Origin of the sequence: Streptomyces sp. 5-10, assembly GCF_014712245.1 — a bacterium.
GTDB lineage: Bacteria > Actinomycetota > Actinomycetes > Streptomycetales > Streptomycetaceae > Streptomyces > Streptomyces violaceusniger.
In genome coordinates this window covers 303,198-317,292 of sequence record NZ_JACVYG010000002.1, presented here as the reverse complement: position 1 = coordinate 317,292, position 14,095 = coordinate 303,198, and the positions used below count along the sequence as shown (strand labels likewise).

At 71.6% G+C, this 14,095-nt stretch carries 14 protein-coding genes; 3 read left to right on the top strand and 11 right to left on the bottom strand.

Going from position 1 to position 14,095, the window contains the following annotated elements:
* Positions 1-31: 31 nt before the first annotated feature.
* The 6 genes from IEJ02_RS03790 to IEJ02_RS03765 form a co-directional block, all read right to left on the bottom strand.
* Positions 32-1,201, bottom strand: coding sequence for a Cmx/CmrA family chloramphenicol efflux MFS transporter (locus tag IEJ02_RS03790; RefSeq protein WP_191063351.1), 1,170 nt, complete (start codon positions 1,199-1,201; stop codon positions 32-34).
* A gap of 291 nt (positions 1,202-1,492) precedes the next feature.
* Entirely contained in the window at positions 1,493-2,374 is an 882-nt protein-coding gene (locus IEJ02_RS03785) for a hypothetical protein (protein ID WP_191063350.1), read from the bottom strand.
* A 71-nt stretch (positions 2,375-2,445) separates the two neighbouring features.
* A complete protein-coding gene (locus IEJ02_RS03780) occupies positions 2,446-2,871 on the bottom strand; it encodes a Fur family transcriptional regulator (RefSeq protein WP_191063349.1) in 426 nt (141 codons plus the stop codon).
* Positions 2,872-3,040: 169 nt separating this feature from the next.
* Complete coding sequence (locus IEJ02_RS03775; RefSeq protein ID WP_191063348.1) at positions 3,041-3,913, bottom strand: metal ABC transporter permease; 873 nt, start codon at positions 3,911-3,913, stop codon at positions 3,041-3,043.
* Between the two features lies 1 nt (position 3,914).
* The gene (locus tag IEJ02_RS03770) at positions 3,915-4,856 is read right to left on the bottom strand and encodes a metal ABC transporter ATP-binding protein (RefSeq protein ID WP_223863306.1); all 942 of its coding nucleotides are present in this window, start codon (positions 4,854-4,856) and stop codon (positions 3,915-3,917) included.
* Positions 4,857-4,867: 11 nt separating this feature from the next.
* Positions 4,868-5,872, bottom strand: coding sequence for a metal ABC transporter substrate-binding protein (locus IEJ02_RS03765; RefSeq protein ID WP_191063347.1), 1,005 nt, complete (start codon positions 5,870-5,872; stop codon positions 4,868-4,870).
* 150 nt (positions 5,873-6,022) lie between these two features.
* Here IEJ02_RS03765 and IEJ02_RS03760 point away from each other — a divergent pair, with 150 nt between their 5' ends.
* Positions 6,023-7,405 carry a glycine--tRNA ligase gene (locus tag IEJ02_RS03760; protein WP_191063346.1) on the top strand — a complete coding sequence of 461 codons (1,383 nt, stop codon included), beginning with the start codon at positions 6,023-6,025 and terminating at the stop codon, positions 7,403-7,405.
* A 135-nt stretch (positions 7,406-7,540) separates the two neighbouring features.
* Complete coding sequence (locus IEJ02_RS03755) at positions 7,541-7,834, top strand: hypothetical protein (protein WP_223863305.1); 294 nt, start codon at positions 7,541-7,543, stop codon at positions 7,832-7,834.
* Here the strand turns inward: IEJ02_RS03755 and IEJ02_RS03750 are convergent.
* The 4 genes from IEJ02_RS03750 to IEJ02_RS03735 form a co-directional block, all read right to left on the bottom strand.
* Entirely contained in the window at positions 7,803-8,057 is a 255-nt protein-coding gene (locus IEJ02_RS03750) for a hypothetical protein (RefSeq protein WP_191063344.1), read from the bottom strand. The genes IEJ02_RS03755 and IEJ02_RS03750 overlap by 32 nt on opposite strands.
* 151 nt (positions 8,058-8,208) lie before the next feature.
* Positions 8,209-8,802: a TetR/AcrR family transcriptional regulator gene (locus IEJ02_RS03745; protein ID WP_191063343.1), complete on the bottom strand. Its 594-nt coding sequence runs from the start codon at positions 8,800-8,802 to the stop codon at positions 8,209-8,211.
* Between the two features lie 8 nt (positions 8,803-8,810).
* Positions 8,811-9,833 carry an aldo/keto reductase gene (locus tag IEJ02_RS03740; protein ID WP_191063342.1) on the bottom strand — a complete coding sequence of 341 codons (1,023 nt, stop codon included), beginning with the start codon at positions 9,831-9,833 and terminating at the stop codon, positions 8,811-8,813.
* Between the two features lie 179 nt (positions 9,834-10,012).
* Positions 10,013-11,485, bottom strand: coding sequence for an MFS transporter (locus IEJ02_RS03735; RefSeq protein WP_191063341.1), 1,473 nt, complete (start codon positions 11,483-11,485; stop codon positions 10,013-10,015).
* A 110-nt stretch (positions 11,486-11,595) separates the two neighbouring features.
* Between IEJ02_RS03735 and IEJ02_RS03730 the strand changes: the two genes are divergently transcribed.
* Complete coding sequence (locus IEJ02_RS03730; protein WP_191063466.1) at positions 11,596-12,513, top strand: helix-turn-helix transcriptional regulator; 918 nt, start codon at positions 11,596-11,598, stop codon at positions 12,511-12,513.
* Positions 12,514-12,598: 85 nt separating this feature from the next.
* Here the strand turns inward: IEJ02_RS03730 and IEJ02_RS03725 are convergent, their stop codons facing one another.
* Positions 12,599-14,089, bottom strand: a complete 1,491-nt coding sequence (locus IEJ02_RS03725; RefSeq protein WP_191063340.1) for an MFS transporter — start codon at positions 14,087-14,089, stop codon at positions 12,599-12,601.
* Between the last annotated feature and the right edge of the window lie 6 nt (positions 14,090-14,095).

Genomic DNA, 14,095 nt, shown 5'->3' with positions numbered 1-14,095 from the left:
TGCCGGACCGGTCGTCAGGAAACGCCGACGTCTAGTACCCGGCTTCCCCGACCCCGGCGCGGGCGACCCCTGCCCGGGACGCCGCGACGGCGGCGACCGCCGTCGCGGCCAGGGCTGCGCTGACCCACGCCGCGTCCCGGTAGTCGCCCGTCGCCCCGGTCGCCGCGCCCGCGATCAACGGGCCCAGAAAGGCACCCGCGTTCAGCGCGACCGTGGCGAACGAGCCGCCCAGCGAAGGGGCCTGGGGCGCGACACGCATGACGCGGGCGACGAGCGTTGAGCCGATGCCGAACGACAGGCCGCCCTGGACGATCGTCACGACGAAGAGCGGGGCCGGGTAAGGGCTGGTCACGGCGAGCAGAGCCCACCCCACGGGCAGGACGCACAGCGCCAGGAGCAGGCCCCTCCCGAGCCCGCCGTCGGCCGTGCGCCCGGCCGTGGTCACCCCCACGAACGCGCCCACCCCGAACGCGGCGAGCAGGGCCGGGACCGCGGCGGCCGGAAGGTGGGCGATGTCCGTGGCGATGACGGCCAGGTAGGCGAAGGTCGCGAAGGTCGCCCCGTTCACCACGGCCGCGAGGACCATCGCCCACCGCACCGGACGCGACCGCAACGCACGCGCCTCCCGCCGGACCGAGACCTCCTCCCGACCCGCCGCGTCGGCGGGCGCCCGGCGGAAGACCAGCGCCAGCGCGGGCAGGCACAGGGCGGCCACGGCCCAGAACGCGGAACGCCAGCCGGACCAGTCCCCGAGCAGCGCCCCCGCGGGAACGCCCGCGACGCACGACAGCGTGACCCCGGACAGCAGAACGGCGGTGGCCCTGCCGCGCCGCTCCCCGGGGACGAGGGCCGTCGCCACGGACATCGCGACCGCCAGGAAACCGGCGTTGACGATCGCGGCGACGACACGCGTTCCGAAGAGCACGGCGAAGTCCGTCGTGACCGCCCCGATCACATGCACCACGACGAACGCCGTCAGAAAGCCCGCCAGCGCGCGACGCCGCGGCCAGCGCGCGCTCAACGCGGCCATCACCGGGGCGCCGACGATCATCCCGATCGCATACGCGGACGTCAGACTCGCCGCGGCTCCCACCGATACGGAGAGGTCGCGGGCGATTCCCGGTACGAGACCGGACAGCATGAACTCGGACGTTCCTTGCGCGAAGACGGCGAGCGCGAGGACATAAAGGAAGACAGGCAAGAGGTCGACTCCAGCGATGGATGAGCGAATGCGGGCAAGAGCGGCCGCGTGCTGGACGCCGGACTACGGCACGAGCCCGAAACGGAACCAGACACACGGAGTCGTGTCCGGTCGCTGGAAGCGAGATCGACCCAGAAACCAGGTCAGCAGAAACCAGATCGCCAGAAACCAGGTCAGCAGAAACCAGGTCAGTTGGTCAGAGAACGACTCGCCGCCGAGTGACCGGCGGCTCCGTTCTGTCTGATTCAGGGCTCATCACGTCGGGCACGGTACCCACAACCCCCACCGAGATCAATCCGATGTCGGCGCGCCCCAGCCCCTCCGGTACGCGGCCCAGTCACCCGGCGTCGCCGCGAAGTCCCCATACAGCGCGACGCCGAACCGCTCGCGGCGCGCGTCCTCGCGGCTCAGCCCGAGGCGGGCGCCCCGGACGGCCGCCGCCACCGTCTCGGCCGACTCACGGTGGCCGATGTTGTCGGTGTGGAAGGCCGGGAGGCCCATCAGCAGGTCGGTGCCGCGCGGGGTCCCCCGGGTGACCGCGTGCACGTCGTCCAGCAGCGAGAGGTAGTCCCGGTCGCCGGAGTGCAGCGGCTCCAGATCGAAGTGGACGCCCGCGAACCCCGCGTCCAGCACCTGGCGCGCCGAGCGCACGACGCGTTCGCGCGTCGCCCGCTCGCCGAGGTCCATCCCCGTCTTGCCTTCGGTCGACAGCACGTCGCCGAGCCACGCCTGAACGCGCACCCCGGGCAGCTCCTGCCGCACCGCCCGCACCAGCCACCGGGCCTTCGGGTAGCGCGAGGCGCGCAGGCTGCCGTCATGCTCCAGCGGGCCCGCGTGCACATACAGATCCCGGACGCCGGTGCCGCGCATCCGCTGGACCAGCTCGGCGAGTTGAGCCTCACCATTGCGCCCGTCCACCCAGGCGTGCCCCAGCCACACCGCGTCCCGCTCACGGGTCCGCGTCCCGGGCGCGGGATCCCCCGCGTACTGCAGCCGCAGCGACACTCCAGCGGTCAGCACGGGCACGACCAGCAGCACGACGGCACCCGCCGCCACCCGCTTGGGCCACTTCAGCCGCGGATGCGCCCAGCCCCGTACGAACGCCGCCCGCCCCCGCCCGAGCACGGAGCCCGCTCGGCGCAGCACGTGGAGGACGGCGGCGCGGCCGGACATCAGGCTTCCCCCCCGACCAGCCGTCATGGGCGTGCCCCTGGGGAGTAGGGGGTGACCCACCGGCGTGGGACTCAGCCCTGGGAGGCCTTTGCCGCGGCGCAGTCGCCGCAGGTGCCGAAGATCTCGATCGTGTGGGCCACGTCCACGAAGCCGTGCTCGGCGGCGATCGCGTCGGCCCACTTCTCGACGGCGGGGCCCTCCACCTCGACCGCCTTGCCGCAGGCGCGGCAGACCAGGTGGTGGTGGTGCTCCTCGCTGTTGCACCGGCGGTAGACCGCCTCGCCCTCCGTGGTGCGGAGGACGTCGACCTCGCCGGCGTCGGCGAGGGACTGGAGGGTGCGGTAGACGGTGGTCAGGCCGACCGAGTCGCCCCGGTGCTTGAGCATGTCGTGGAGCTCCTGCGCACTGCGGAACTCGTCCACCTCGTCCAGTGCCGCCGCCACCGCGGCGCGCTGCCTGGTGGACCGGCCGTGTACTGGGGGACCGGCGGTCGCCACAGCTGCCTCCTCAACCTCGGATGCTCCGTCGCCCTCGGGGCTCGTTCCGCGCCCACTGCGCCTTCTGCCCGGCCATTGTGCCAGTTATCGCTCGGGTAGCGGACGAGACTGATGGGACGGGCGACGGAGCCGAGCGGTGGACCTGGAGCAGGGGACCCGGAGCAGTGGACTATACGAGTACATCGTCCCTCAGGGTGCATCGTTCATCGGCCGCCGCCACCCGCCCCGCGCGTCTTTTCGCCAAGGGGGCGGCCAGCGCCGTGATCATGGCGAAGACGCCGATGGCGAGGACGACGATGCTCGCGCCGGGCGGGACGTTCTTGTAGAACGAGAAGACCGTGCCGGACAGGGTCACCACGACGCCGATGGTGATCGCCAGCGCGAGCGTCATCGCGAAGCCCCGGGTGGCCTGCTGGGCGGCGGCGACCGGGACCACCATCAGGGCGCTGACCAGGAGCAGGCCCACGACGCGCATGGCGACGGTGACCGTGACGGCCGCGGTGACGGCCAGCAGCAGGTTGAGCGTGCGCACCGGGAGGCCGGTCACCCGGGCGAACTCCTCGTCCTGGCAGACCGCGAACAACTGGCGGCGCAGGCCCAGGGTGATCAGTACGACGAAGGCGGCCAGCAGGGAGATCGCGACGACGTCCTCGGGGGAGACCGTCGTGATCGAGCCAAAGAGATAGGTGGTGAGGTTGGCGTTGGAGCCGGTCGGCGAGAGGTTGATCAGCAGCACACCGCCCGCCATCCCGCCGTAGAAGAGCATCGCGAGCGCGAGATCGCCGCGGGTCTTGCCGTACCAGCGGATCAGCTCCATGAGGATCGCGCCGAGGGCGGAGACGGCGACGGCGGTCCACACCGGGTTGGTGCCGGTCAGGAAGCCGAGGGCGACGCCGGTGAGGGCGACATGGCCGATACCGTCGCCCATGATCGCCTGGCGGCGCTGGACGAGGTAGATGCCGACGGCGGGCGCGGTGATGCCCACCAGGACGGCGGCGAGCAGGGCCCGCTGCATGAAGGCGTAGTCGAGGATCTCGAGCATCTCAGGTCAGCAACCCTGTCCGGATCGGTTCGGCGTCGGGCGCCGCATGGGGATGGACGTGATCGTGGCCGGGCAGCGCGTGCTGGCCCACGGCCCTGGGCGGCGGTCCGTCGTGGACGACACAGCCGTCGCGGAGCACCACCGCGCGGTCGATCAGCGGCTCCAGCGGGCCCAGCTCATGCAGGACGAGCAGGACCGTGGAGCCGCCCGCGACCTGCTCGCGGAGGGTGCCCGCGAGGATCTCCTGGCTGGCGAGGTCGACCCCGGCCATCGGCTCGTCCATGATCAGCAGCTCCGGATCGCCCGCGAGGGCGCGGGCGATCAGTACGCGCTGGTGCTGACCGCCGGACAGGGCGCTCACCGGGTCCCGGGCGCGGTCGGCCATGCCGACGAGCTCCAGGGCCCGCTGGACGGCCGCCCGGTCGGCCTTGCGCGGCGGGCCGAACCGGCGGCGGGCCAGCCGCCCCGCCGAGACGACCTCGCGCACGGTCGCGGGGACGCCGCTGGCGGCGGTGGTGCGCTGCGGTACGTAACCGATCCGGGCCCAGTCGCGGAAGCGGCGGCGGGGGATGCCGAAGAGGGTCAGCTCACCGCCGCTGAGCGGCACCTGGCCGACGATGGACCGTACGGCGGTGGACTTGCCCGAGCCGTTGGCGCCGAGCAGCGCCACGACCTCACCGCGGCGGACGGTCAGATCGATGCCGCGCAGCACGGGGCGGCCACCGAGGGTGGCGGTGGCGCCGCGCAGGGATATGGGGTCCGCGGCCGGGTCCTCCGCCGGGTCCTCCGCCGGTGCCGCCGCCCGGGCTGTGGGCGGCGCCTCGGCCACCCCGGATTCCTCGCGAGCCGCCCCGGATTCCCCAGCTTCCCCGGCCGCCCCGGATTTCCTCGCCGCCCCGGATTTCCCCGCCGCCCCGGCCGCCCGGGCCTCCTCGGCTTCCATGGCTTCCTCCGTCACTTGGCGCCCAGTGCCTTCTCCAGCGCCTTCAGATTGGCTCGCATGACCTGGATGTAGTCATCGCCCCTGGACTTGGAGCCGATGCCCTCGATCGGGTCCAGCACATCGGTCCGCAGATGGAGATCGCCCGCCAGCGTCTTGGCCGTGCGGTCGCTCACCAGGGTCTCGAAGAAGACGGTGTTGACCTTGTCCTTCTTGGCTATGGTGTGCAGCCCCTTGACCCGGGCCGGGCTGGGCTCGGACTCGGGGTCGAGCCCGGAGATCGCCTCCTGCCGCAGGCCGTAGCGCTCGGCGAGATAGCCGAAGGCGGCATGGGTCGTGATGAAGGTGTCCGAAGAACGGCCCTTCAAACCGCTCCGGAAGTCCTGATCGAGCGCGCTCAGCTCCTTGACCAGGGCGGTGGTGTTCTTCTTATAGGTCGCGGAGTGATCGGGGTCGGCCTTCTCCAGCGCCTTGCCGACGCCCTTGGCCACCTGGGCGTAGCGCACCGGATCCAGCCAGATGTGGGGGTCGGCGGCCGCGTCGCCGGAGTGGTCGTGCCCCTCGTGGCCGTCGTGGCCTTTCTCGCCCTCGTGCCCCGCCTCGCCCTCGCCGCCGTGCCCGTGCTCGCCCTCGACCTCCGTGCCGTGGTCCTCCAGCGAGGTGTACGAGGCGGCGTCGGCGACGTGTTTCGGCTCGGCCTGGGCGATGGCCCGGTCGACGGAGGGCTGGAGCCCCTTGAGGTAGACCACGAGACCGGCCTCGCTGAGATCGGCGGTCTGCCGGGGACTGATCTCCAGATCGTGCGGTTCGACGCCGGGCTTGGTCAGGGAGGAGACATGGACGGCGCTCCCGCCGATCCGCTGGGCGAGGAACTGCATGGGATAGAACGACGCCACCACATCCAGCTTGCCGTCCGTCCTTCCGTCCCCGGCGTTGGTGGAGCAGGCTGTGAGGGTGGTCAGACCCAGTGCGGCGGCTCCGACGAGGGCGGTCGTGGGCCTGAGGCGGCGTATGTTCATGACTCTCATTTTCAACAAAGATGGAAACGATTGTCAACAACTGTCCTCTTGTTGATCGCTTCGGCTATCGATTTGATCCGGGGGGTGCCGCCGCCGGTAACCTGAAGCATTCGCTTCGTCGTCAATGTCGTCATCAATGAAGAGAGCACCGTGGCCGCCGACAAGATCGACACCATCGTCAGCCTCAGCAAGCGCCGTGGCTTCGTCTACCCGTGCAGCGAGATCTACGGCGGCCAGCGCGCCGCCTGGGACTACGGACCGCTCGGCGTGGAGCTGAAGGAGAACATCAAGCGGCAGTGGTGGCGTTCCACGGTCACCTCGCGTGACGACGTCGTCGGACTCGACTCGTCCGTGATCCTGGCCCGTGAGGTGTGGGAGGCGTCCGGCCACGTCGCCACCTTCACGGACCCGCTGACCGAGTGCACCTCCTGCCACAAGCGGTTCCGCGCGGACCACCTGGAGGAGGCGTACGAGGCCAAGCACGGCCGGCTCCCCGAGAACGGCCTGGCCGACGTCAACTGCCCGCACTGCGGCAACAAGGGCAGCTTCACCGAGCCCAAGCAGTTCTCCGGGCTGCTCGCCACCCACCTCGGCCCGACCCAGGACTCCGGCTCGGTCGCGTATCTGCGCCCCGAGACCGCCCAGGGCATCTTCACCAACTTCCTCGCCGTCCAGCAGACCTCGCGCCGGAAGCCGCCGTTCGGTATCGCGCAGGTCGGCAAGTCGTTCCGCAACGAGATCACACCGGGCAACTTCATCTTCCGTACGCGCGAATTCGAGCAGATGGAGATGGAATTCTTCGTCAAGCCGGGCGAGGACGAAAAGTGGCACGAGTACTGGATGGAGCAGCGCTGGAACTGGTACCGGGACCTCGGCCTCCAGGAGGCGAACATCCGGTGGTACGAGCACCCCAAGGAGAAGCTCTCCCACTACTCCAAGCGCACCGCTGACATCGAGTACCGCTTCAACTTCGGCGGCTCGGAGTGGGGCGAGCTGGAGGGTGTGGCCAACCGCACCGACTACGACCTGAAGGCGCACTCCGCGGCGTCCGGCCAGGACCTGTCGTACTTCGACCAGGAGGCCGGCGAGCGCTGGACCCCCTACGTGATCGAGCCGGCGGCGGGCGTGGGCCGCGCGATGCTGGCCTTCATGCTCGACGCGTACGTCGAGGACGAGGCGCCCAACGCCAAGGGCAAGATGGAGAAGCGCACCGTGATGCGGCTCGACCCGCGTCTTGCGCCGGTCAAGGTCGCGGTGCTGCCGCTGTCCCGCAACCCGCAGCTCTCGCCGAAGGCCAAGGGGCTCGCCGCGGACCTGCGCAAGCACTGGAACATCGAGTTCGACGACGCGGGCGCGATCGGCCGCCGCTACCGCCGCCAGGACGAGATCGGCACGCCGTTCTGCGTCACCGTGGACTTCGACACGCTCGACGACAACGCCGTCACCGTGCGCGAGCGCGACACGATGAAGCAGGAGCGGGTCTCCCTCGACCAGATCCAGTCCTACCTGGGCGGCCGTCTGATCGGCTGCTGACCCGGCCCGGGCCGCCGGCCCGGACCACGGGCACCGGACACACCCGACGACGGGCTCCGGTGCCGCGGACGCGAGGTCCGTGGCACCGGAGCCCGTCGACTCGGCAGAACGGGGGGTTCACCAGTCGTGCGAGGCGTGACGCACCACATCACCGCCATCCGCGAGGACGGCACGGTCTTCGAGGTGAGCTACGGCTACGGTCCGGGGCAGCGGCGGCTGCTCGGCTGCCGGCACTGCGACTGGCAGGAGCGGATCACCTACGGCGGCGCCCGGCACAAGGGGCTCGATCACCTCGCCCAGGCGCACGGGGCCGTCGGCTCGCCGCGGATGACCGCCGACGCGGCGGCGCGGCGGCAGGTCGTCCTCATCGTGCTGGCCTGTTTCGCGGTGGCCGCGGTCATTCTGTGGTGGGCCGCGTCCCAGGGATGAGCCGGTCTGTGGTGACCGGGTCCGCGGTGAGCCGGGCGGTGGTGACCGGGTCCGTGGTGAGCCGGGCTGTGGTGGCCACGGCGGTGGGCCGCTGTTCCCGGCCGAGGGCCAGCGCCGTGCACACCGCCGCCAGCGGCAGCTCCGCGCACAGGGCCATCGCGACCGCCGCCGCCAGCTCCCCGCCCGGCGCGGCCGTGACCGTGTCGAACCACGCGTCCACCACCAGCAGCGCCCCCGGACCCGGGGCTCCGCCCCAAACCTCCGGGCCCGGGGCTCCGCCCCAGACCCCGGGGTGCAGGGGCGGAGCCCCTGGTATCGGGAAGGGGCGGGGAGGGGATCAGCTCGCCGCAGGCGTCAAGACCCGCCGGATACCCCTAGCGGGCCCGAAGACCGTCCAGCAGCAGCTCGCAGACGGCCGCGAAGGCCGGGTCCATGTCCGGGTCCGACCACCGCGGCGCGTAGACGGGGTCGTGGAACCGCGCCGTCGCGTCCCACAGCGCCCGGCCCGTGGCACGGGCGTCCCGCATCGTGAACTCCCCGCTCGCGATGCCGCTTTCGACGATCGTGGTGAGCTGGTCGATCAACGTCTCGACATGGCGCGCGGTGATCTCGCTGTTCTCGGTGGCCAGCTCCAGATACGTGGCGAAGAGCTCCGGATCGACGCCCGCCTTACGGCGCTTGGCGGCGAACAGGGTGAGCAGCCAGTCCTCCAGCCGGTCGGCCGCCGGGCCCTTGGCGCGGGCGATGCGGGACAGGCTGTCGTGCTCCTGGTCCAGCCACCGCTCGGTGACCGCCTCGCGCAGCGCCGTCTTGGAGCGGAAGTGGCGGTAGACGCTGCCGTGGCTGACTCCCAGCGCCCGGGCCACGTCCACCACCGTGGCCTTCGCGGGGCCGTAGCGGCGCAGCACGTCCTCGGTGGCTTCGAGGATGCGGGCGGGCGTCAGGGGAGTCTCGGGCGGCGGCGGCATCGGGTCCCTTACTTCTTCTCGCTGTCGAGGGTGGCCATCTGGGCCTCCGGGTAGCGGTCGCCCGCGGCGGCGTCCGCCGGGACGGCCTCCTCGATGGCGGCCAGATCGTCGGCGTCGAGCGTAACGTCAAGCGCGCCCAGGGCCTCGGTCAACTGGTCGCGGCGGCGGGACCCGACGAGCGGGACGATGGCGGTGGAGCGCCGGACGCCCTGCGCGAGCACCCACGCGATGGCGATCTGGGCGACGCTGACGCCCTTGGCGTCGGCGATCTTACGGAGGGCCTCCACGAGTTCGAGGTTGCGGTCGAGGTTCTCGCCCTGGAACCGCGGGGCCCTGCTGCGGAAGTCCTGGGCGTCCGTGGTGCGCTCCCGCCTCCAGTGGCCGCTGATCAGGCCGCGCGAGAGCACTCCGTACGGGGTGATGCCGATGCCCAGCTCACGGCAGACGGGCAGGATCTCGTCCTCGATTCCGCGCGCGAGCAGCGAGTACTCGATCTGGAGATCCGAGATCGGGGCGACGGCGGCGGCCCGCCGGATGGTTTCGGCACCCACCTCCGAGAGGCCGATGTGCCGTACGTAACCCGCCTGCACGGCCTCGGCGATGGCCCCGACCGTCTCCTCGATCGGGACGGCCGGGTCGAGGCGGGCTATGCGGTAGATGTCGATGTGGTCGGTGCCCAGCCGCTGGAGCGAGTACGCGAGGAAGTTCTTGACGGCGGCGGGGCGCCCGTCCTGGCCGGTCCAGGCGCCGTCCGGGCCGCGCAGCGCACCGAACTTCACGCTGGTCAGGGCGCGTTCGCGGCGGACGACGGGGGCGGTGCGCAGGGCCTCGTTGATGAGCAGTTCGTTGTGGCCCATGCCGTAGAAGTCGCCGGTGTCGAGCAGGGTGATCCCGGCGTCGAGGGCGGCGTGGATGGTGGCGATGGACTCGGCGCGGTCGACGTCGGCGCCGTACATGGGGGACATGCCCATACAGCCGAGGCCGATCGCGGAGACCTGGGGGCCGGTGGTGCCGAGCTGGCGGTTCTGCACGGGGGTGCTCCTTGGGCTGGCGAGCTATTGAGAGGGGAACGAACAGGTACCCAAGAAGAGCGTGGCATATGCGATGACAGATTTCAATATCTGTCATCGCCTACCAGTCACTCCGGCCGTCTGCTCCGCTTGTTCGGCTTGTTCGGCTTGTTCGCTCGTCTCGCTTGTTCCGTGACCCCCTACGCCACCTTGCGCGGCAGCCGCAGGCTCATCAGCAGGGTCAGCGCGATCGCCGCCAGCTGGGCCGCGAGCGTGATGACCAGTGCGTCACCCATGCCCGCCGACGGCTCCAGGGACAGGAAGAGCGTGCCGAGCGTCGCCACGCCCAGCGCCAGCGCCGACTGCTGGGTGGTGACCATCACGCCGCTCCCCACCCCGGCCCGCTCGCTCGGCACATCGGCCAGCACGATCCGGATCAGCACCGGCAGCTGGAGCCCCTGTCCGAACCCGGCCAGCGCGACGCCCGGCAGCAGCCCGACCAGTGACAGATCCGGCCAGTCCCGCCATACGGCCAGCATCAGCAGCGCGACGCCCACGGCCTGGATCAGCCCGCCCGTGGTCACCACGCGGCTGCCGTACCGGCCCACCAGGCGCGGCCCCATCAGCGAGGCCACGAAGAACGTCGTGGCCATCGGCGCCAGCGCCAGCCCGGCCTCCACCGGCCCGTACCGCAGCCCCTGCTGCAGCGCGACCGCGATGACGAACATGAAGCCGCCGAAACCGATCGAGAACGGCACCACCATCACCAGCCCGCGCCGCAGCCCGGGCAGCGCGAACAGGCTCGGTGGCAGCAGCGGCGTCTTCCCCGCGCGGTCCGCGCGCCGCTCCACGACGTAGAACGCGGCGGCCACGAACGGGAACGCGCCAAGACCCAGCCAGGTCCACAGCGGCCAGCCCGCCGCCCGCCCCTCGGTCAGCGGCACCATCAGCGTGATCAGCGACAGGGCCAGCAGCACCGTGCCCGGCACGTCCACCGGCGCGGGCCGCTCCGAGCGGGTCTCGGGGACCGTACGGACCGCGAGCACCAGGCCGATCAGCGCGACTGGCACATTGACCAGGAAGACGGCGCGCCACCCGGTGCCCGCGATGTCCGCGGCCACCAGCACACCGCCCAGGATCTGCCCCGCGACCATGGACAGACCGGCCGTCGCGCCGTACATGCTGAGCGCGCGGGCGCGGCGCGAACCGCTGGTCGAGGAGTGGATCGTGGCCAGCACCTGCGGAAGCATCAGCGCGGCCGAGGCGCCCTGCGCCACCCGGGCACCCACCAGGCTCCAGGCGTCCGGCGCGAGCCCGCAGGCCAGCGAGGTCAGCCCGAAGGCCGCCATCCCGGCGAGGAAGAGCCGGCGCCGCCCGAAGGTGTCGCCCAGCCGCCCGCCGAGGACCAGCAGCACCGCGTACGCCACGCCGTATCCGGCGACGACCAGCTCCAGTACGGCCGGACCGGCATGGAGGTCGCGGTCCATGGTGGGCAGGGCCACATTGACGATGAAGAAGTCGATCAGCGGCAGCGCCGCGCCCAGCAGCACGGTGAACAGCCCGAGGGGGCTCAGCGCGGGTCCGGAGGGGGTGTGGGGCGTCCGCCCGGGGGTCTTCGCCGCACCCGGGGCGGCGGTGCTCGTTCGTATCGTGGAAATCTGTGTTTCGGTCACGCTTACGAAGATCCCGCGTCGCTCAGGCTGGTACCAGAGTGTCTTTATCCTGGTACAAGAAGTACCTGGCAACGGGATGAGCCCTCAGGCACCCTGGAGGCATGACCACGATGGTGCGGGACGCGACGGCCGGAGCCGCGGCCGAGACGAGGAGTACGGGGGCCGAGATACGGAGGGGCGAGCTGGCCGCGTTCCTGCGCAGCCGGCGGGAGCGGATCACGCCCGAGCAGGTGGGGCTGCCCCGGGGCCGCCGCCGGCGCACCCCCGGACTGCGCCGCGAGGAGGTCGCGCAGCTCTCGACCGTCGGTGTGACCTGGTACACCTGGCTGGAGCAGGCCCGCGACATCCATGTCTCGGCGCAGGTCCTCGACGCCATCGCCCGCGCGCTGCTCCTGGACCGCAGCGAGCGCGCCCACCTCTTCGCGCTCGCGGGGGCCATCGACCCGACCCCGGCGAGCGAGTGCACGGGCATTCCGCAGGCGCTCCAGCTCATGCTGGAGCGGCTTGAGCCGTTCCCCGCCTGCGTCCAGAACAGCCGCTTCGACCTGCTCGCCTACAACCGCAGCTACCGGCTGCTGATGTGCGACCTGGACCAGGTGGCGCCGGAGGACCGCAACTGCCTGTGGCTGGCCTTCACCAACGACGAGTGGCGTTCGAGCCTGGTGGACCGGGACGAGACGATCCGGCTGATGGCGGCCAAGTTCCGCGCCGTCATGGCCGAGCATGTGGCCGAGCCCGCCTGGAAGGCGATGGTCAAGCGGCTGGAGGACGCCTCGCCGGAGTTCCGGGAGATCTGGGCGCGGCATGAGGTGGTCCGGCCCGGCGACAAGATCAAGGTCTACCGCCAGTCGCGGGTGGGCATCCTCCGGCTGGCCTCCACCAGCCTGTGGACCGGCCCCCAGCAGGGCTCCAAGCTGCTCACGTACACCCCGGCGGACGCGGAGACGCAGCAGCGGCTGGAGCGGCTGCACGCGCTGGCGCTCGAGGAGGAGGCCGCAACGGAGGAGGCCGTCCCGGCGGCGGTCTGACCCACGGGGCCCGGGGGGCGTCCGGGGAGGGGAACGGTCCGCCGCAGGCGGCACGGTACGCCGGGCTCCCGTCCCCTCGCGTCCACTACGCCTTCGCGTTCGCCGAGGTCTGGCCCGTCGGCGCGCCCTCCTCGAACAGCGCGGCCGCGTGCCGGGTCGTCTTCTCGGCCCAGCGGCCCGTGGTCACCAGCCCCAGCAGCAGGATGACGGCGCCACACGCGGCGATGATCCACCACGCGGGACGGGCCGCGTCCACGAACGACGCGGCGGCCGCGGGCGAGGCGGCGTGCCCCATCCCGCCCGCCGCCGCCGACGCGGCGCCCGCCGCCAGCACCGCGCCGATGACCGCGACGCCGAGCGACTGCCCCACCTGACGGCTGGTGGAGGCGACGGCCGCGGCGACCCCGGCCTGGGAGCGGGGCATCCCGGAGACCGCCGTATTGGTGATGGGCGCGTTGACCATGCCGAAGCCGAGGCCGAACAGCACATAGCCGATCAGCAGCCCCGCATCGGTGGCCTGGGCGTCGAAGGCGGCGAACAGGATTCCGCTGGCCGTTATGGCCACCCCGGCCACCAGCATCGACGGCCGTGGCCCGCGGGCGCCCACCAGCCGACCGGACAGCGGCGCGCAGACGAAGCACATGAACGCCATGGGTAGCATCCACAGCCCGGCGTGTAGCGCGTTGAGCCCGCGCACGTCCTGGAGATAGAGGGTGTTCATGAAGAGATAGCCGCCGAGCGCCGCGAAGGCGCACACCGCGACGACCGTCGCCCCGCTGAACGGCGCGCTGTGGAAGAACCGCACATCGATCAGCGGCTCCTCACGCCGCCGCTCGTAGCGGACCAGCGCGAGCAGCCCCAGGACGGCGACCCCCGCACAGGCCGCGATCAGCGGCGAGTCCCAGCCACGGTCCGGCGCCTCGATGATCGCGTAGGTGAGGGAGCCCAGCACCGCGATGACCAGCACCTGGCCGACGGGGTCGGCCCGGCGCGGCCTGGGGGCACGCGACTCCGGGACGTAGCGGGCGGTGAGGAGCAGCGCCGCGAGCCCGACCGGAAGGTTTATCCAGAAGATCGAGCGCCAGCCGACGGACTCCACCAGCAGCCCGCCCACGATCGGCCCGGCCGCCATGCTGATGCCGACGACCCCGCCCCAGACCCCGATGGCGCGGGCCCGCTCCCTGGGCTCGGTGAAGACGTTGGTGATGATCGACATGGCGACGGGGTTGAGCATCGAACCGCCGATCGCCTGCACCATGCGGAAGATCACCAGCGCTTCCAGGTTGGGCGCGAGGCTGCACAGCCCCGATCCGAGGGAGAAGATCACTAGCCCGGTCTGGAACGTGCGCTTGCGCCCCACCCGGTCGGCCGTCGACCCCGAGAGCATCAGCAGGGCCGCGAGGACCAGGGTGTAGGCGTCGATCGTCCACTGCATCCCCGAGACGGAAGCGTGCAGATCACTTCGCATCGAGGGCAGAGCGACATTGAGGACCGTGTTGTCGAGGCTGACGAGCAGCAGGCTCATGCAGCAGATCGCCAGCACAAGCATGCGCCGCCGATGGCTGAGCTCACGCATGGTTGA

Excerpts from the sequence above, each read along its gene's own strand:
- IEJ02_RS03770 (WP_223863306.1), bottom strand. The coding sequence starts at position 4,856 with ATGGAAGCCGAGGAGGCCCGGGCGGCCGGGGCGGCGGGGAAATCCGGG.
- IEJ02_RS03785 (WP_191063350.1), bottom strand. The coding sequence starts at position 2,374 with ATGTCCGGCCGCGCCGCCGTCCTCCACGTGCTGCGCCGAGCGGGCTCC.
- IEJ02_RS03765 (WP_191063347.1), bottom strand. The coding sequence starts at position 5,872 with ATGAACATACGCCGCCTCAGGCCCACGACCGCCCTCGTCGGAGCCGCC.
- IEJ02_RS03745 (WP_191063343.1), bottom strand. The coding sequence starts at position 8,802 with ATGCCGCCGCCGCCCGAGACTCCCCTGACGCCCGCCCGCATCCTCGAA.
- IEJ02_RS03730 (WP_191063466.1), top strand. The coding sequence starts at position 11,596 with ATGGTGCGGGACGCGACGGCCGGAGCCGCGGCCGAGACGAGGAGTACG.
- IEJ02_RS03775 (WP_191063348.1), bottom strand. The coding sequence starts at position 3,913 with ATGCTCGAGATCCTCGACTACGCCTTCATGCAGCGGGCCCTGCTCGCC.
- IEJ02_RS03725 (WP_191063340.1), bottom strand. The coding sequence starts at position 14,089 with ATGCGTGAGCTCAGCCATCGGCGGCGCATGCTTGTGCTGGCGATCTGC.